Below are 18,786 nucleotides of genomic sequence, written 5' to 3'. Positions count from 1 at the left end.
GAGTGCCCACACAGATTGTCTTGCTAATTGTTAAAGAGCGATGCGCTTTTCAGCGCTGCAGCCCTTGGCTGCGGGAGGCGTATATTACGCTTCCGATTCTCAGTGTCAACCGCTTTTTGAAATCTTTTTTCAAATCGCTGCTCATCCATATTTGAAGAGCCGGTTGATTGAGTGCGTCGAGAAAGTTTGAAACTTTAGAAGTTTGCCGTTGCCCCGAAGCAGTGGAGGCGCATTATAGGGACTCTTCGAATTCGGTCAAGGGCTTTTTTGAAGAAAATCACATTTATTTTAGCGAGAGTTGAAATCGGTCAAAATCCACTCAGTTGCAGCGACAAAATTAGCCGCAACGTAATCGGCTTTAGCCTGCCCTTCTGCCGTAATGGTTTTACCTGTTTCAATCAACACATTCGCTTTGAGGCCGGCATTCTCTCCAGCTTCCAGGTCCGATGGGCGGTCGCCAATGATATAACTTTGCGTTAAATCGATTGGATGTTCGCTGGCAGCTCGAAGTAGCATACCAGGCTGCGGTTTACGGCAATAACACTCCTGACGATAAGATGCTATTTCGCCTTCTTTATGGTGAGGACAGAAGTAAACGGCCAAAAAATGAACTTTTTGCAAGTTCAACTGGCGCAGCAGTTCAGTACTGAATTGTTGATAGTCATGCTCGTTGTATAGGCCACGAGCAATGCCAGACTGGTTGGTCACAATGATCAGCTCAAATCCAGCTGCTATCAGTTGCCGACAACCGGCAGCAACACCGGCTAGGATCTCTAATTCATCGAGCTTGTGGGTATAACCAGTATCGCGATTGATAACGCCGTCTCTATCAAGAAAGACGGCGGGCTTTAGTGATGGCATCAAGTGATGGTCTTTTTGTTGATGCCGTATTCGCGCAACTTATTGGCAATTGCAGTGTGAGAAACGCCTAGTTTACGAGCCAACTGGCGGGTACTTGGATAAGAGGGGTACAAGCGGCGCAATAAATTACTTTCAAAACGTTTAACTGATTCTTCAAGTGTTCCTTCAAACGGCTGATCATAATAACCGGAGCCGCTGGCATAAGAAGGTAACTGCAGATCTTCGGCAGTTAACTCATTGCCCTCAAGCAAACTAATGGCGCGATACAATGCATTTTCAAGTTGGCGAACATTACCTGGCCATGGGTATTGCATCATGTAATCTCGGCAAGACTTACTAATCATGGCCGATGGTCGACCGTTTTGAGCGCAAAAACGTTCAATGAAACGTTCTGCAAGCGGCAAAATATCAGATTTACGTTCCCGCAAAGGCGGCACAACTAAGCACAAGACATTCAGCCGATAATACAAATCTTCGCGGAAGTTACCGCCTTGCACCATTTCAGGTAGGTCTTTCTGAGTTGCACAGATGATACGAACATCGACTTTTACTTCATCTTCTTCACCTACCCGACGGAACGTTCCATCTTGTAAGAAACGTAAGAACTTGGCCTGCAGTGAGGGTGACATTTCGCCAATCTCATCGAGAAACACGGTACCACCGGCAGCTATTTCCAACACACCTCGCTGGGCATCGCCGGCCCCTTCAAAGGCATTTTCGCCGTGGCCGAACAATTCGCTCTCGGCAACACTGTCGGGCAATGAAGCGCAATTTAGCGCAACAAAAGGTTTGCCATCGCGGAAACTGAATTCATGACAAGCCCGAGCCAGCAGTTCTTTACCGGTGCCGGTTTCGCCCTGAATCAATAATGGCGCGTCAAGCTGCGCCATTTTGCGAGCCTGCATTAAAACTTGTTTCATTTGCTGGCTTTGGCCATAAATCCGCTCAAAGCCATCACCACTTTGCTTTTGGTAAGCATGAACCTGCTCACCCAAACGATCGGTCGACTTCATCAGCAACACAGCACCAGCCAATACCTGTCGGCCAGCGGTCGTTTCTTCATTTTCCACTCGGATCGGCAAAATATCAGCTAAATAGGTACGCTGATTCATAGTGACTTTGCTGTTACGGACATCGACATCGTCATCGTCAAACCAGCGCTGAAATGAGAAGCCATGGACAAATTGATTGATGCTTTGACCTTCCAGCTTATCCAACTGACTGCGCAGGGCGATGGCTCCAGCTTCATTTACCATGACAATACGACCGCGAGTGTCCAGAGAAAAAACTGGGTCTGGCAGGGTCTTAAGAATGGTATTCAGCTCGTGGGTATTACGTTCCGATGGGGTGAACGGCACGGTACGGACATCTTCGACCCCTTTGATACGGCGAATTTCTGGCAGCAACATTTGCAGCTCAGAGAACTCCAATTGACGAAAGTTCAGAAAAATATTGCGGTTCACATCGGTTTCGATGCCTTTTAGATTCATCCCATGTTTAACCATGATGGACAGAATTTCTTCGGCAATACCCAGACGATCTTCACAGATGACTTCAAGTCTCATAGCGCGTTTAATCAACCCGTTTTGAGTAGCATTTAGCCAACATGCCACTCGGATAAGCGTTTAAGGTAAGTAGGCGTGAAAAATAACGATTTAAACCGCCAATGTAAAGAATTCTGTCCAGCCGAACAAGCTTTTTAACGGCGTGAATTTTGGCAAATTGGCATGGACTGACACTGGCAAAGCAGCATACAGCCGAAAGAGTAATTGCTCTATATGATTTATTCGGCAACGCCGGTCAGGCAATTGCTATTTAGCAGTAAAGCTAACGCTACGAATAAGCAGAGCTTAAATCATGCGAGCGATGAAACCTTTGGCCACAGAAAAGCCACCCGGAGGTGGCTTGGATGCGGTCGGTTTATTCAACGAACTTTTCGTTAATCTTAACTGTCAATGGATGGTAGCCAGCTTTCGCCTGATCGAATACACGTTTGGCGAATGCTTTGCCCTGTTCGGTTTTGCTCAGCGCTTGGTACAAGGGAGCGACGAGTTTATTTCGGCCAATTGACATCAGGTAGTTCTCTAGGCGTTCGTAGCCTGGCTGATATTGATTTTTAACCACCAGCATTAACCAGCTATGGGCAATTTCATTATTGCTGCTTTGAGTCAGATTAAATGCTTGATCTAAATCGAATAGCTGAGCCTCAGACAGTTGCTCCGGCATATTGTTGAGGAAATACAACCACTGATGAACCACCCAGCCTTTGGTATTTAGCTCTGCTGCCGCGCGATCAGCTAGTAGCCAAGATTGACGTTCGGCATCAACCAAATCAAATGCCGGTGATGTCGGCACGGCGTGACCTTCTGGCAAGCCCAGCTGATGGATCCATTGCACAATTCGCGCTTTATCTAACTGATACGGTTTGATTAACTTATCATCAATGTAGGCTTCGAACATCGCAGCATCCAGACTCTTAAAAGCAAAGTCATTGAAGTACTCAAGCAAAAACGCATCAAACGCTTCTCGGCCGATTTCCTGTTCAATTTCGCGCAGGAACAACGCCCCTTTTTCGTAGGGAACATCGCTAAACACTTCATCGGGATCGCGACCAGCCAGATCAATCGATAATCGAGTGTCGGCAGCCTCCATCACGCTCATATCATATTGCAGATCCTGATAGCCCAACATGGCTTCCATGTCATAACGCTCGGTACCGTAGAGCAATTCCATAATGCGATAGGTTAAATAGGTGGTGAAGCCCTCATTGAGCCACAAGTCACTCCAACTAGCATTGGTGACTGTGTTACCCGACCAAGAGTGAGCCAGCTCATGAGCGATCAGCGAAACCAAGGATTTGTCACCGGCAATGACCGTTGGGGTGATAAATGACAGTCGTGGGTTTTCCATGCCACCAAATGGAAACGATGGCGGCAAAATCAACAGATCGTAGCGATCCCAGCTATACGCACCATAACGCTGCTCGGTCAGCTCTAGCATGGATTCAGTATCCTCAAACTCGGCAACTGCCGAGTCCAACACACTTGGCTCGGCATAAACGCCAGTCCGAGGCCCCATCGCTTTGAATTGCAAATCGCCAACAGCAATGGCGATTAAATACGACGGAATCGGCTGTGGCATAGAGAAGTGGTAATCGCCATCTCGCTCGGTTTGCGGATCGTTGCTGGCACTCATCACCGCGAGTAATTCTGGCGCCGTTTGAATGCGAGCGTTGTACGTCACTCGAACACTTGGTGAGTCTTGTAGTGGAATGAAACTGCGGGCATGAATTGCTTGCGCTTGGCTGAACAAAAACGGCTGCTGCTTGCCGGCTGTTTGCTGTGGAGTCAGCCATTGTAAACCACTCGCTTGCGGCGATGTTTGATAATGAATAACAGCAGAATCGGCCTGCTCTGGCAGCTCAATCACTAGCGCCTGCCCTAAGTTTGCATCAACTGACGACATTGCAAATGGCACCGGTACTCCGGCCACCGTGACCTTGTCGATAGATAAATCGCGCGTATCGAGGATCAATTGGCTAGCCGTAGCTGTTAGTCGTTCAAATTGAACTTCTACCGTGCCGCTAAGTATTGAGCGCTCAAAATCAACAACCAAGTCCAAATTTAAGTGGCTCAATCTCACTTCATTGAAGTTGCCATAGGAATGCGGATCGCGCTCGTTGACGGTTACAGCCATCACTTGCGGATGCTCCGCTGAATTATTGTTTGAAGCCGATGGCGACGGAGTAGAAACGTCATTAGTCGATGGTGGCGAACACGCCAGCAACAGCGATGCGGCCATTGCAGGAAACAAAGATTTAATCATGATGAAGGTTGATACAAGAAAACACCGGCTGATCCTGTCATAAAAACAGCCGAGGATAAAACCCCTGATGCGGCTTTAATCCTCGTCCCAGTATGGACTCTCACCGAAACAGTCGGCAAAGTAATCGACAAAAGCCCTGACCTTAGGGGCGACCAATCGAGAGCTTGGGTAGACCGCCCACAAGGCGGTTTCTGATAACAACGGATAATCGCTCAGCACCTGCACTAATTCGCCACGTTGCAAATGCTGATAGGCCGACCAGGTTGAGTTGACCGAGATCCCCAAGCCCGCGGCACAGGCATCTCGCACCGCCTCGCCGTTGTCAGTCCTAAAAACGCCATTGGTTTTAATCTGGATAGCGCCTTGGCTTGTGGTAAACGACCAAGTCTCCAGCCCTAACAGATGAATGCATTTATGGCGATGCAAATCTTGTGGTGTTCGAGGCTCACCATGAGCAGCGATATAAGCCGGTGATGCCGTCAATATTCGCTTGTCGGTTGCGAGCTTACGGGCAATCAAAGTGGAATCTTTTAACTCGGCGTTGCGAATAGCAACATCAAAGCCGCCTTCAATCAAATCGACAATGGTGTCTGACATTCGCAGCTCAACGGTTAAATCCGGATAGCGCGCCAAAAAACCTGCCAATGCCGGCACCAAGTGCATGCGGCCAAATGAAGCCGGAGCAGTGATCCGCAGATTCCCCTGCGGCGTCAGTTTACCGGTGCCCACTGCAGCTTTAGCCGCTTCCACGCCAGCAAGTACTTCTTGGGCATGTGGCAAAAAGGCTTTGCCCTCTTCGGTCAGCGAAACTCTGCGGGTCGTGCGGTGAATCAAGCGAACGCCCAAGCTTTGCTCAAGCTTGCCAATGTGAGCACTGGCAACCGCTGGCGACAAACCCAATTCAGCTCCTGCAGCAGTGATATTATGAGTCGATGCCACGCGAACAAATAGTTTTAAATGGTCAATATTCATGAGCGACGGCGGTATGCATGGCGTAAATCGAGCAACACCAATCAGGCCTCTTTGGTCATGACCAGTTTAAGCTTTTTAGAGAGTGAGGAATGAACCTGCTTCATCACTGTACTCAGAGTCGGTCGACTATCCGCGCAAGTGAACGGCAGGGGCCGACACAACTGCATGGCTTTCAAGCCAAGTCGAGCGCTAAGCAACCCGGCGCCAAGTCCTTGGGCGCCGCGAGCTGATACTTTGCCCATTAAATCAGCGCCAATTGATTGCAAACCTATATCGAGAGTCAATTCTGAGGCGCCGGCATAAATCAGGTTGTAAACCACCAGCCGCACCAGCTTTAAGCGACTGACAAAGCCAAGTTCAACCCCATAGCAAGCTGCAACATCGTTAATCATGCGAATATTACGCCAGCCGATCACAAACATATCCAGCGCGGCGAGCGGGCTTAGGGCAACCACAGCCGCCACTTGTGACGATGACTTGGAGATCACAGCCAGCGCCTTTTGGTCGCAGACACTGACAACGGAGCAATCGTATAGTGTCAGCACATCAGCATCGCTTTGACTGTCATTAATGAGGTTTTGCCATTGCTCTGTTGCTTCGCTTAACTCGGGTTGCAAACTGGCAGGCAATAGCGCCTTGCTAAAACGAACAATATCGTCGCACTGCTCACCATTAATGATTTTCTGCGCCTCTCCTTGCTGCTGTTCGGTTCGGCTCAATTGCACCAGCTTACGCCATTCAGCAAATGCCAATACCAACAAGCCGCCAAAAAATAGTACAAACAACAACGCGTATAAGCCACTCAGCCAACTCTGTTGTTGCCACACCGAATTAGCCAACACCACACCTTCAATGGTGACAATGGTTGCGGCGAGTAACGCAATTGTCTTTAACCACCAATGACTTTTAGCCGCCGGTCGGAGAATATCTTCAACCGCAGGTTGCTCATCGGGAGCTGTCGATTCCAGTTCGATCGCCTGTTCAGACCAAGGCGACTGCTCATCATCAATGATTTGCTGGGGCTCAAACGTTTCAGCATTTTCCGCTGATTCTGATTGCTTCGGTTCTGCGCGAGCGGCGCGCTGGGGCTCCAAGAATTCGGGCTCTTCTTCAAACAGGGCCTGTTGTTGGTGGCTATCCCCTTGCGACTTCATTTCAATACATCTCCAAGCAAGAACTCGATGGCTTTATCCATTCCAATATGGGGTAACGGTGCGAAATCGCTTTGTCGAGTTGGTGGCGCAAAATCAACAAAGTCGAAACTATGCTGCTTGAAAAAGGCCTGACTTGGCAAGCCCGCTGGAACTTGTCCAGGAAACAGCGTGATCGACTTACCATCAGACAACCGCTTGCCTTTTAATGCAGGCACCGTTTGAGCTCCTTTTTGCACATGGCCAAAACGAGTGCTTCGGATCGATGCTAGAGGCTGATGCTGGATCTGAATATCATGATCCAATGCCTGAGACTCTGCGGCATGACAAAGCTCGGCTAACAATTTGCCTAAGGCGTCAAATTGTTCATTGGTAACATGATCGGCCTTAGTCGCCGCCACCAGCAAGCGATCAATTTTCGGTTCAAATAATTGCCGCCACCAACGCTGCTTGCCGTACTGAAAACAACTCATTACTTGCTCAAGGGCTTGCTGCATTTCGCGAAAATGGGCGGCGCCTTCATTCAACGGCTGCAAACAATCAACCAGCACCACTTGCCGATCAAAATGACGGAAAAATCGCTTAAAAAAGCCTTTCACAACGTGGTTCACGTAATAGTCATAGCGGCCGCTTAGCAATTGCCAGAGCGCATGACTCGCCGGATCACTGAGCAATCGTTGTTGTGGCATGGGGAAAAAAGCCAATGCTGGCGTGCCTGCCAGTTCTCCGGGCATTAACATTCGGCCTGGCTGCAATAAGCTAAGGCCCAGCTCATCTTTAAATTGTTTGAGTAATACCGCATAACGATCAGCACATTGATGAATGGCATCATCATCAGGCTCTCTGCCTAGCAAGCTTTCAGCCTCGGCAATCCATGCCGTTGCCGCTTCGGCGCGGGGCGATTGCTCCAGCAACTGCCACTGTTGCTCACTCCACTGCTGAAAATCCATTTGCAGCATGGGTAAATCAAGCAGCCATTCGCCGGGATAATCGACAATATCTAGTAATAACTTGCTGGAATCGCCATTGCCAAGCCAACTCTTGTGTTTCGGTTTAAAGGTAATCTCAAGGCGCACCTCAGAGATGGTTTCCGTCGCTTTGGGCCACTGAGGCTCGGGCCCTGATAAGCTGCGCAAACCGGAAAGGTAGCGAAACGATGCAACGTCTAAATGAGGTTGAGTTACTTGTTTAGTCGTTAATAAGCGTCGCTGCCGCGCAACTTCAAGCAATGGCATGTGTTCGGCATTGCTACCTTGTTGCAATTGATTAATTAATGACGTGATAAAGGCGGTTTTGCCACTGCGACTTAAACCCGTAACAGCCAGCGTTACATGCTGGCTGCGGGCTCTTTCAATAAAGGTATTGGCGGATTGAACAACTTGTTTGGCTGCTTTTTTGAATTCCATATCAAACTTAAAGCTGGTCGATTTCTCGTTTCAGGTGGAAAGCGCTTGATGTGACATGACCTTCGAGTGAGCGCAATCGTACTTCCAAATCAGCAAACCGCCCTTTGATATCATGCAGCGCTTGCCCAGGTAGCTCACCGCTTTGCCAAACATTTGATTTGACGGCGATAGGTGGCTCATCAGCGAATTGCGGATGCTCTGGTGCCTTATCCAAAACAAACCAAGCAACAATGTAACAAAGCAACGGTAAGCCAAAGATGCCGGTCAAAATAATAGCGGAGGCCATCAATACCCGAACTAACCAAACCTCCAGTCCAAAGTAGTTGGCAACGCCGGCACAAACCCCGGCAAACTTGCCTCTTTTGCCATCGCGATAAAGTGTCCGTTTGCGCTCTGTCATGCTTTTTTCCTCCAATCCGGAGATTCAGAATCCAGAATCGCCTCAAGCGTCTGAATACGAGCAGCCATTTGCTCAGATTGTTCCGCCAGTTGCCGTAGCTGGCGGTACTCTTCTTCGGTTAGCCCCTGCGAAACTTGTCGCTTGGAGCGGTAATGCATCACCAGCCAAATCGGAGCAACAATCAATAGGAACAGACATAGTGGTCCAACAATCATTGCGGCAAGAAATTCATAATCCATTTGTTACTCCAAAATTTCGTTATTACGACTGTTCTGATTTAGCCTTCATTTTGGCTTTCAACTGCTCCAGCTCACTGGTAATTTTTTCTTCAGCTTCCAGCGCGGCAAATTCGTCGGCGAGATTTTTTGGCTGACCTAAGTCATGCGCTTCAACCTGAGCCTCTAAATCATCGATACGGCGCTCGTAAGAGTCAAATCGAGACAGCGTGTCCGTCACCTTACTACTATCGAGTTGCTGCTTCACTTGCAGTCTCGAGGTGGCCGTGTTGGAACGAATCACCATCGCTTGCTGACGCGCCTTAGCGTCTTTGAGCTTGTTTTGTAACTGCTCAAGCTCTTCTTTGAGTTTGTTCAGATTCTCATCAACCACCAGCATTTCGTCTTTCATGCTGTCGGCAGCATCATTGAGCTTCTTCCGCTCACCAAGCGCAGCGCGAGCCAAGTCTTCGCGTTCTTTAGCCAAAGCCAACTCCGCTTTTCCTTGCCACTCTTCTGCTTCTTGACGAAGGCGTTCAATGCGGCGCTCTAACTCTTTTTTGTCAGCCAGAGTGCGAGCCGCAGATGAACGAACTTCCACCAAGGTGTCTTCCATTTCCTGAATGATCAGGCGCAACATCTTTTCGGGATCTTCCGCTCGCTCCAGCAAAGCGTTGATGTTCGAATTCACGATGTCCGCAAAACGTGAAAAAATACCCATTTGATTCTCTCCTCAACAGATAACAGCTCAGTTGCGAGCTACTTACCGACAACTAATACAGGATCTGGGCCAACCTGAAAAAACAAGATTAACATGTTGTTTTAATAATGTTTTTAATTTTTACTCGGCAGACTACCAAAAGCCACCTTAGTGAAATAAACTAATAGTTAGCTAATTTAACTACCAAGGATGTGGAATGCAGCCACAACAAGATAACCTACTCGGTGAGTCGAACTCGTTTCTTGAAGTTTTAGAGCGCATTTCACAGATAGCACCGCTCAATAAACCCGTGCTTATCATTGGTGAGCGCGGCACCGGTAAAGAGCTCATCGCCGAGCGTTTGCACTTCCTGTCATCCCGGTGGGACCAACAATACATCAAGTTGAATTGTGCTGCACTCAACGAGAGCCTGTTAGAAAGCGAACTATTCGGCCACGAAGCAGGCTCTTTTACCGGCTCGGGTAACAAACGGCGAGCCGGCCGCTTTGAGCTAGCCGATAAAGGCACCTTATTTTTGGACGAGTTGGCTAATACCTCCGGGCTGATTCAAGAAAAGCTGCTCCGTGTGATCGAATACGGCGAATTCGAGCGTGTGGGTGGTAGCCAGTCGATCAAAGTTGATGTGCGCCTTGTTGCCGCTACCAATGAGGATTTGCCAACTCTCGCCGAGCGCAATGAATTTCGCTCTGATTTGCTCGACCGCCTCGCCTTTGATGTGATCACCCTACCGCCCCTTCGGGCCAGACGCAGCGACATCATGCTGCTAGCCGATGCGTTTGCCATCAAAATGGCGCGACAGTTAGACCATCCGGTGTTTTCCGGCTTTTCCCGTGAAGCACGAGAGCTGCTGCTCGATTATCACTGGCCCGGCAATGTCAGGGAATTGAAAAACGTGGTGGAGCGGAGCGTCTACCGACATAACGATCCGGAAATGCAAATCGACCAGATCATTCTTGATCCGTTCGAGTCAGAGTTCCGCCCCGGCCAGACCATACGCACCAAAGACCGCCGTGATAGCGAGCCACAGACTCAATCGCAGCAGCCTCCGCAAGCAGAGGATGACAACCTAACCATTCCTAGCTTTCCTTTTGACTTGAAAGCCCATTTACAAGATCACGAAACAGCAATTTTACAAAAAGCCCTTGAGCAACATCAGTTCAATCAAAAGAAAACTGCTGACGCTTTATCGCTGACCTATCATCAGTTGCGCGGTATACTCAAAAAATACAACCTGTTAGATGGCATAAACTCTGGTGAATAAGTTGTTGCTGCAACTCGCTCGGCCCCCTGTCACGGCACTGCTGCTTGGTACTTTGGCTCTCATGGGGTGTGAGCCAATGGACATGCCAAAACCAAAAGACGGATTGGTTTATTGTTCACTGGGAAACCCGTCGAGCTTTAATCCGCAGCTCAGCACCTCTGCCAATGTCGTCGAAGCGACCAGCATGCAACTGTACGACAGGTTGATGGATATGGCCCCCGATGGTCGCAGTTTTGTGCCAGCGCTCGCTACCAGTTGGCAAGTTGACCCATCGGGCACCCGTTATACCTTTCATCTGCGCCCTAATGTGCAATTTCACCAAACCAAGTATTTCACACCATCACGCCACTTTAACGCCGATGACGTGGTGTTTAGTTTCCGCCGCATCATTGATAAAACCCACCCTTATCATTATGTCGGGCGCAGCGATTATTCGTTTTTCGTTAGTGTCGGCTTTCCGTGGATGGTGAAGTCGGTTCAGGCACTGGAGGAACACACGGTAGAATTTGAGTTATTTGCCGCTGACAGCACCTTTTTGAGCAACATCGCGACCAATTTTTCTGTGATCTTGTCTGCTGAATATGCAGCCAAATTGTCGTCTGAAGGCCAACGCCACTTGATCGACAAATTACCAGTCGGTACCGGCCCATTTCATTATTACCGTTATAAAGAAGAGCATTACATCAAATATCGGGCCCACAAGAACCATTGGCGCGGTCGCCCGAAACTCAATGAAGTGGTGCTGGATATCACCCCAAATGGCACCATGCGCTTGGCCAAGCTGTTGACCGGCGAATGCGACGCCATGGCGTCGCCGCTTGCCAACGAGTTAGCGCTGTTACGTGACCAGTCGGACTTCAAGCTGCAATCTGAAACCAGCTTTAATGTCGGCTACTGGGCGTTTAACACCGACAATCCACCGCTGGATAATGCCAAAGTACGCCGAGCTCTCTCGCTTGCTATCAATCGCGATGTAATTATGGAAGCGGTGTTTTATGGCACAGCATCAGTGGCATCAACGCTGCTGCCACCGGCTTCATGGGGGCATGATGGTTCAGTCGCGGGGCAGTTGTATGCCCCTGAGCAAGCGCAACAATTATTGGCCGAAGCAGGCTACCCCGATGGCTTTGATATCGATATCTGGGTACTGCCGGTGCAGCGTTCGTATAACCCCAATAGCCGCAAGATGGCCTTGTTAATTCAGGATAACTTGCGGCAAATAGGTGTCCATGCTCATCTGGTCAATAAAGACTGGAACGCTTTCCGCTCAGGGTTGAGCAAAGGCGCCCACGATACGGTTCTGATTGGTTGGACCGCCGATAACGCCGATCCCGACAACTTTTTCCGACCACTACTCAGTTGCCAAGCCAAACTAGCCGGTACTAACCGAGCAATGTGGTGCGACAAGTATTATGATCGGTTAATCGACTTGGCGCGCCAATCAACGTCATTTGAACAGCGTCAACAACTATACAGCCAAGCGCAAAGCTACCTAGCAGAGCAAATGCCGGTAGTGCCCATTGCCCATGGCATGAGAACGCAAGCAACCGGCTTGCATGTCAATGGGCTCAATGTTTCGCCATTTGGTGGCATTGATTTTTCCTCTGCTTCAATAGAGTAAGACCATGTGGCGCTATTTCATTCGTAAGTTCAATCTGCTGATCATCACTATTTTTCTGCTCAGCTTGCTGTCATTCAGCTTATTGCATCTGATGCCGGGAGCGCCGATTGACGCGCTCGATCCCGACTCGTCTTTGTCTTTGGCGGAAAAATCTGCGCTGATCCAACATTACGCGTTAGATCAGGGGTATTGGTCACAATACATTCACTACATGGGCAATATTTTCAGCGGTGACTGGGGTACTTCGCGCATTGACCAAATTCCCATCTTTGCCCAAATGATCAATAGCTTCATGGCAACCCTGCAACTGGCTATTTCAGCCATGTTTGTAGCCATGCTGGTTGGCGTACCACTGGGCATTATTAGTGCTTACTACCATGGTTCATGGTTTGACCGCGGGGTCACTACCTTAACCCTTATCGGCCAATCGGTGCCGGTATTCTGGTGGGCACTGATGTTAATTCTGATCTTCGCTTTGGGTCTCCATTGGTTGCCAATCTCTGGGCGTATCGGTTTGTTGTATGACATTCCAGAAGTCACTCATATCCTACTCATTGATATTGCTTTAGCCGATGATGAATACCAACGGGCCGCATTGTGGAGCGCCATTCGTCACATTATGCTGCCGACACTGGCAATCAGCATTATTCCGACCACCGCGTTGGCACAAATCACTCGCGCTAGCCTCATCGATATCAGCGAGAAAAACTACATTCAGGCTGCCAGAGCCAAGGGCCTCAGTCGTTATCAGGTGTTATGGCGTCATGCCCTGCCAAATTACTTCAGTAGTTTTATTCGTCATGTTGGCGCGCTGACCAACCCGTTACTGACCACCACCATGGTGGTCGAATATATCTTCTCCTGGCCAGGTGCTGGCCGCTGGCTCATTCACAGCTTGGTGGCACAAGATGTGCCAGCTATTCAGGCCTGCATGCTAACCATATCGATCTTCGTTATCTGCGTCTCAGTGATCACTGATTTACTCGCCGCATGGAGTGACCCTCAACAGCGGAGTATGCCGCATGGATAGAAATACGATTTATCAGGACGACGCTGTTCCTTCGATTTTCCGTCAGGTAGCCAATGCCTTTAATGCCCGGGGCGCTTATATGGTTGCGTTCTGGACCCTAATGATCATGCTGGTGATCATGATTTTCAGTGCGGTGCTGGCGCCCTATCACCCTCACCATCAGCACACTGATTTACTGTTGCTGCCGCCAAGCTGGGCCGACAAAGGCACCGTTGAGTTCTTTTTTGGCACCGATGATTTAGGCCGCGACATTTTATCCCGCGTCATTAGTGGCACCCGTTATACCCTTGGCGGGGCGTTGCTAACCGTTGCCATTTCTGGCCTCATTGGTGTTGCCATTGGTGCCCTAGCGGCCATGTTACGTGGCTTGCGCTCTAGTATTTTGCATCACCTGCTCGATACCGTGTTGGCAATTCCGTCGTTGTTATTGGCAATTCTGGTGATTGCCATTCTTGGCCGCGGCTGGAGTACCGTATTACTTGCGGTGACCATTGGCCTTATTCCGCAATTCATCCGCGTCAGCCACCAAGCGGTACTGGAAGTACTGGCCACTGAATATGTCCGGATGGCGCGACTGGATGGCTACAGCAAATTCAGGCTGTTTTACCGTGTGGTACTGCCGAACATCGCTGAGCCGTTGATCATTCGTTTTACTGCGGCGATTTCCAGTGCCATCATGGATCTAGCCGCGCTCGGCTTTCTCAGTCTCGGCGCTCAAGCACCTGCTCCCGAGTGGGGTAGCATGATGGCCAGTGGCATCTCGTTGCTGACCACTGCGCCTTGGGTTATCACCTTACCTGGCATTGCAATCTTCATTACCGTATTGAGCATCAATCTGGTTGGTGCAGGACTGCAAAGTAGCTTCAAGAAATTGGAGTCATCATGAATCTGTTGGACATACGTAACCTCACCATTGAGCTTGAGACACCGCAGGGCATTATCACTGCGGTCGAGCGTTTCAGCTTAGTGGTTCAAGATGGCGAGTTTCGTGGCATTGTTGGCGAATCTGGCTCAGGTAAATCGCTTGTGGGTCGCGCCATTATGGGTTTGCTGTCGAATAAATGGCGAGTCCGAGCGGACCGTTTCTTCTTCGCTGGCGAAGATCTCCAGCAAATGGATGTCGATGAGCACCGCCGCTTTATGGGTCGAGAAGCAGCCATGATCTTCCAGCAGCCGTCGAGCTACCTTGATCCGATTGCCAAAATTGGCGAGCAGATCCTCGAAGCGCTGCCCCAAACGCCTCGGCTCAATCTGGCATTCTGGCGTCGCAACAGCGATCGCTTAGAGAAAGTCAGCGCATTGCTCCATAAAGTTGGCATCCGCGATCACAAACGAATTATGGCGTCGTATCCTCACGAATTGTCGGAGGGCTTATGCCAAAAGATCATGATTGCCATGGCCATTGCTAATGAGCCAAGGTTGCTAATTGCCGATGAACCAACGTCAACCATGGAAGCGACCACCAAAATCCAAATCTACAAGCTGATGGCAAAAATGAATCAGCTCCGAAAGCTGTCGGTGGTCCACATTTGCAATGAGCTCGAAACAGCTGCCAACTGGACGGACCGTGTCACCATCATGTATTGCGGCCAATCAGTTGAAGCAGGGCCAACCCAGCAAGTCGTCGAGCAGCCGCTTCACCCATACACCCATGCATTAGCCACCTTGATTAAACGCGATCCACAACGACAAATGCTCAATGTGATGCCCGGCACTATGCCGACCTTGCAGCATTTACCGACGGGGTGCCGATTGGGCCCTAGGTGTCCGCGAGCGCACAAGGATTGCATTGAAATGCCACGCTCACGGTATTTAAGAAATCGCAGCTACCGTTGCCATGCACCATTCAACCTGGAGGAAAAGCATGCAAACGCCGCTGCTTCAGGTCAAACACATTAGTAAAACCTATCACAACTCAAAAGGTTGGTTTCGACACGAAACCGTAGAAGCGATTAAGTCGGTATCGTTCGATCTAAAACGAGCTCACACCTTGGCGGTGATTGGTGAAGCAGGCTCAGGTAAATCGACACTTGCGCGCATTCTGGCTGGTGAAATGTCACCCTCTTCGGGCGATATTTTACTCCATGGCCAAAACCTCAATGACACCAATCAGCGGCAACGCTGCATGGATATCAGAATGATCCCGCAGCGGCCGTCATTGTCGTTGAATCCTCGGCTCCGAGTGGGTATGCAAATATTAGCGCCGCTGGTGCAGCACCGCTCGCTGACGCCATCACTGCGGCAGCAGAAGCTATACGCCACCATGCGCGACGTAGGCCTACTCGAAGAACATGCCGACTATTATCCCAATATGCTATCGGCCAGTCAGCGTTTGCGCGTGACCTTGGCCCGCGCCATGATTGTCGATCCTGAAGTGTTGGTGTTTGACCAAACCTTATCGGCGATGGACATCACCATGCGCGCTCAATTGATTAACCTTCTGACCATGCTGCAACAATCTCGCGGCATGGCATACATCATGATTGGTCACCAATTATCGATGATCCGCCACTTAGCCGATGATGTCATGGTGATGCAACAAGGCGAAGTCATTGAATTCAGGCCTACCGATGAGATCTTTGAGTCGCCTGCCAGTGAATATACTCAGCGACTGATTTACGCCTATAACGAGTTGGTTCAAGGGCCAAGTTCATAAGCCACAAAAAAAGCACACCGAAGTGTGCTTTTTGATGTGTCATTGAGACGAATGCCGCAGCAATTAGAACAAATCGCTATCCGCTTCATCCTGGCGAACATAAACAATGTCAGCCTGTTCTTTTAAGGCGTTGACCAGAGCCGTATAGGCTACTTGTGCTTGAGTTTGCTCCAGCGCTTGTGCCAGTCGCTCATCACTTTCTGGCTCGGCCACTTGTGACACGTTATCCAGCGCAATCACTGCAACGTAATCACGGCCTGAAACCTTGGCAAATTGGCTGCCCTGCTCTGGGCGTGGCATGGCAAATGCGCGATCCCGAACAGCACGGTCTAGCTCCATTGAGTCACGGCGAAAATCAGCTTGCGATAACAGTACAATTGGCTGGTCTGCTTCAATTAACGGTGTCTCGCCAGCCGCCAACTTAGCTAAGTAGTCGTCAGCGATGTCATTTGCAGAATCGGCGGCGTTTTGCAAAGCGACCGCTTGCGCAACTTCTGGCTTCACTTCATCCAAGGTTTTGCTACGAGCAGGCTGGTAATCTTTCACGCGAACCACCATCAACAAGCCTTCACCCAACTCAATTGGATCAGAGTTCAAGCGATCTCGCATCACTTGTTCAGAGAACAACGCGGTAATCACTTTTGGATCGGCAACCACTGCTGGCGGGTTGCTGCGCTCGAAGGTATCTGTGTGCTCAACCGTTAAACCTGTTTCGGAGGCAAGTTCATCAAGGCTATCGGGCAACTCAAAGGCCAGGTTAGTGACTTCTTCTTGGAGCTGATAGTACTGCTCTAGCGCTTGGTTTTGTTGCAACTCTTGCTGAATGGTAGTGGCTACTTCAGACAATGGTTTGGTCGCTTCTGGGCGAACACCAGTCAACTGAATGATGTGCAGGCCAAATGGCGTTTCAACGACATTACTGACATCACCTTCTTGGGTCAAAGCGAATACCGCTTCGTCGAATTCGTCGCCCATAATGCCACGAGCGAACCAATCTAGGTCGCCACCTTTTTCAGCAGAGAAGGTATCTGTTGAATAGGTTTTAGCCAGCTCAGCGAAGTCGCCACCAGCCGCCAATTCAGCTTCGACTTTGCGCGCCGCTTCGCGACCTTCATCGGAGTTTTCCAACAGAATGTGCGACGCACGGCGTTCTTCTGCGGTTTTATACAAATCAACATTGGCTTCGTAATACTCAGCAACTTGTTGTTCTGAAATAGAGATGTTCTGTGCTAGTTGCTGCGCGTCAATGCGAATGTATTCCGCGGACAACATTTCAGCTTGCTGGTAAAGGTACTGATGATCATCAAAGTACGCCTGAACCTGCTCTTCTGTTGGAATATAACTGGCAGCAATTTTCGCGGTATCAATTTTCCAATAGCGAACCGAGCGAGTTTGGTTCAGCAATGATTCAATGCGCTCCAATTCGTTAGGCAGTACAAAATCACTATCCAACACTCCAGTAACAAACTGACGACGAGACATATCGGCGCGCACCGTCTCACGGAAACTCGCTGGCGAGAACCCCTGGCGGCTGATCAGCGACAAATACAGATCGTTATCAAACACACCATCGCGCTGGAATGCCGGCATGCTGACAATGGCTTGACGAACTTGCTCATCACCAATAGCCAAGCCATGCTCAGCAACCGCTTGATCTAATAGAGCTTCAGTTATCAAACGCTCCAATACCGACGCTCGGATTTGCTGTTCGAATGCGGGGTTAGACGCCATCATTTCAAACTGCTCACCCAGTTGCTGCTGGAGCCGAGTTCGTTCGTCACGAACGGCATTTTCCAAAGCTTGAGTATAGATTTTTTGGTCGTTGACTTTAGCAGCAACAAGCTCCGCAGGATTACCTAAATAACTACCTACACCGGCTAGTGCGAAAGAAAGGATAACCGCACCGAGAACTACTTTAACAATAGTGCCCTGTGAGCCTTCACGAATTTTTTCGAGCATGCTTTTTCTCTTGCCTGAGTAATTTGAATCCGAATTGAGTAAATTAATCAGATTGAATGAATTGCGTTTACCAAACAGATGAAGGCGTCACTTGCAACCAAGCATCTCACCATCACCAACAATGCGGCGCATGTTAACACAGCCGAGTAATCAGACCAACGATGTCAACCGAGTTGTGCCAACATTAAAAAAGGCCGATAAAAATCGACCTTTTTGATTCAATGAATTCTGCAGGATTTTAGTTAACTGCGTCTTTCAGTGCTTTACCTGGCTTGAATGCAGGAACTTTAGCTGCTGCAATTTCAATAGTTTCACCAGTTTGTGGGTTGCGGCCAGAGCGAGCAGCACGTTCACGAACAGTGAAAGTACCGAAGCCAACAAGAGCCACTTGATCACCTGCTTTCAGCGTATCAGTTACCGCTTCTACCAGAGCATCCAATGCACGACCAGCAGAGGCTTTAGAAATATCCGCATTCTCTGCAATTTTGTCGATTAGTTGAGATTTATTCACGTTTACATCCCCTTTGATTTTATATCGGTCACCTTGGCAGTTGCGTCCCTAAGTGATGACCTGCGCAGGTTTTATATCAAGCTTGGTATTTAGATTCAAGCTCAAAAATTACAAATAAATTTCTTGCCAAGCCGCGCCAACACTGGGTTCAAGTGCGGTCGACAAGATTCAATCTAGGCTATCACAACAAATTTGAG

Annotated in this window: 17 protein-coding genes; 6 read left to right on the top strand and 11 right to left on the bottom strand. The window is 49.3% G+C overall.

Going from position 1 to position 18,786, the window contains the following annotated elements:
- Positions 1–288: 288 nt before the first annotated feature.
- The 9 genes from gmhB to pspA all read right to left on the bottom strand — a co-directional run bounded on the left by gmhB (position 289) and on the right by pspA (position 9,551).
- Positions 289–861, bottom strand: coding sequence for a D-glycero-beta-D-manno-heptose 1,7-bisphosphate 7-phosphatase (gene gmhB / locus IC617_RS12895; protein ID WP_191145398.1), 573 nt, complete (start codon positions 859–861; stop codon positions 289–291).
- Complete coding sequence (gene tyrR, locus IC617_RS12890; protein WP_191145397.1) at positions 861–2,426, bottom strand: transcriptional regulator TyrR; 1,566 nt, start codon at positions 2,424–2,426, stop codon at positions 861–863. Before tyrR ends, gmhB begins: the two co-directional genes overlap by 1 nt.
- 355 nt (positions 2,427–2,781) lie before the next feature.
- Positions 2,782–4,686, bottom strand: coding sequence for a M1 family metallopeptidase (locus tag IC617_RS12885; protein ID WP_191145396.1), 1,905 nt, complete (start codon positions 4,684–4,686; stop codon positions 2,782–2,784).
- A gap of 75 nt (positions 4,687–4,761) precedes the next feature.
- Complete coding sequence (locus IC617_RS12880; protein WP_191145395.1) at positions 4,762–5,658, bottom strand: LysR family transcriptional regulator; 897 nt, start codon at positions 5,656–5,658, stop codon at positions 4,762–4,764.
- Positions 5,659–5,699: 41 nt separating this feature from the next.
- A complete protein-coding gene (locus IC617_RS12875) occupies positions 5,700–6,812 on the bottom strand; it encodes a YcjF family protein (RefSeq protein ID WP_191145394.1) in 1,113 nt (370 codons plus the stop codon).
- Positions 6,809–8,215 carry a YcjX family GTP-binding protein gene (locus IC617_RS12870; protein ID WP_191145393.1) on the bottom strand — a complete coding sequence of 469 codons (1,407 nt, stop codon included), beginning with the start codon at positions 8,213–8,215 and terminating at the stop codon, positions 6,809–6,811. Before IC617_RS12870 ends, IC617_RS12875 begins: the two co-directional genes overlap by 4 nt.
- A 7-nt stretch (positions 8,216–8,222) precedes the next feature.
- Positions 8,223–8,615 (bottom strand): envelope stress response membrane protein PspC, encoded by a 393-nt coding sequence (gene pspC, locus IC617_RS12865; protein WP_191145392.1) that lies wholly within the window; start codon positions 8,613–8,615, stop codon positions 8,223–8,225.
- On the bottom strand, positions 8,612–8,854 hold the full coding sequence (gene pspB / locus IC617_RS12860) for an envelope stress response membrane protein PspB (RefSeq protein WP_087506013.1): 243 nt from the start codon (positions 8,852–8,854) through the stop codon (positions 8,612–8,614). The genes pspC and pspB overlap by 4 nt, the downstream gene beginning before the upstream one ends.
- A 22-nt stretch (positions 8,855–8,876) precedes the next feature.
- Positions 8,877–9,551: a phage shock protein PspA gene (gene pspA, locus IC617_RS12855; protein ID WP_191145391.1), complete on the bottom strand. Its 675-nt coding sequence runs from the start codon at positions 9,549–9,551 to the stop codon at positions 8,877–8,879.
- 196 nt (positions 9,552–9,747) lie between these two features.
- Here pspA and pspF point away from each other — a divergent pair, with 196 nt between their 5' ends.
- The 6 genes from pspF to IC617_RS12825 are packed head-to-tail and all read left to right on the top strand — an operon-like array spanning position 9,748 to position 16,119.
- Positions 9,748–10,812, top strand: coding sequence for a phage shock protein operon transcriptional activator (gene pspF, locus IC617_RS12850; protein WP_191145390.1), 1,065 nt, complete (start codon positions 9,748–9,750; stop codon positions 10,810–10,812).
- Complete coding sequence (locus IC617_RS12845) at positions 10,805–12,433, top strand: ABC transporter substrate-binding protein (RefSeq protein WP_369410401.1); 1,629 nt, start codon at positions 10,805–10,807, stop codon at positions 12,431–12,433. Before pspF ends, IC617_RS12845 begins: the two co-directional genes overlap by 8 nt.
- A gap of 4 nt (positions 12,434–12,437) precedes the next feature.
- Positions 12,438–13,463, top strand: coding sequence for an ABC transporter permease (locus IC617_RS12840; RefSeq protein WP_191145389.1), 1,026 nt, complete (start codon positions 12,438–12,440; stop codon positions 13,461–13,463).
- Positions 13,456–14,349: an ABC transporter permease subunit gene (locus IC617_RS12835; RefSeq protein WP_191145388.1), complete on the top strand. Its 894-nt coding sequence runs from the start codon at positions 13,456–13,458 to the stop codon at positions 14,347–14,349. The genes IC617_RS12840 and IC617_RS12835 overlap by 8 nt, the downstream gene beginning before the upstream one ends.
- Complete coding sequence (locus tag IC617_RS12830; RefSeq protein WP_191145387.1) at positions 14,346–15,362, top strand: oligopeptide/dipeptide ABC transporter ATP-binding protein; 1,017 nt, start codon at positions 14,346–14,348, stop codon at positions 15,360–15,362. The genes IC617_RS12835 and IC617_RS12830 overlap by 4 nt, the downstream gene beginning before the upstream one ends.
- Entirely contained in the window at positions 15,328–16,119 is a 792-nt protein-coding gene (locus IC617_RS12825) for an ATP-binding cassette domain-containing protein (protein WP_191145386.1), read from the top strand. The genes IC617_RS12830 and IC617_RS12825 overlap by 35 nt, the downstream gene beginning before the upstream one ends.
- A 63-nt stretch (positions 16,120–16,182) precedes the next feature.
- Here the strand turns inward: IC617_RS12825 and IC617_RS12820 are convergent, their stop codons facing one another.
- Positions 16,183–18,078, bottom strand: coding sequence for a SurA N-terminal domain-containing protein (locus tag IC617_RS12820; protein ID WP_191145385.1), 1,896 nt, complete (start codon positions 18,076–18,078; stop codon positions 16,183–16,185).
- 238 nt (positions 18,079–18,316) lie between these two features.
- On the bottom strand, positions 18,317–18,589 hold the full coding sequence (hupB, locus tag IC617_RS12815) for a nucleoid-associated protein HU-beta (RefSeq protein WP_087506004.1): 273 nt from the start codon (positions 18,587–18,589) through the stop codon (positions 18,317–18,319).
- Positions 18,590–18,786: the final 197 nt, after the last annotated feature.

Source organism: Neiella litorisoli (genome assembly GCF_014773395.1).
Classification (GTDB): Bacteria; Pseudomonadota; Gammaproteobacteria; order Enterobacterales; family Neiellaceae; genus Neiella; species Neiella litorisoli.
Note: the sequence above shows the minus strand (reverse complement) of the source record. Positions and strands in the feature narration are given on the sequence as shown.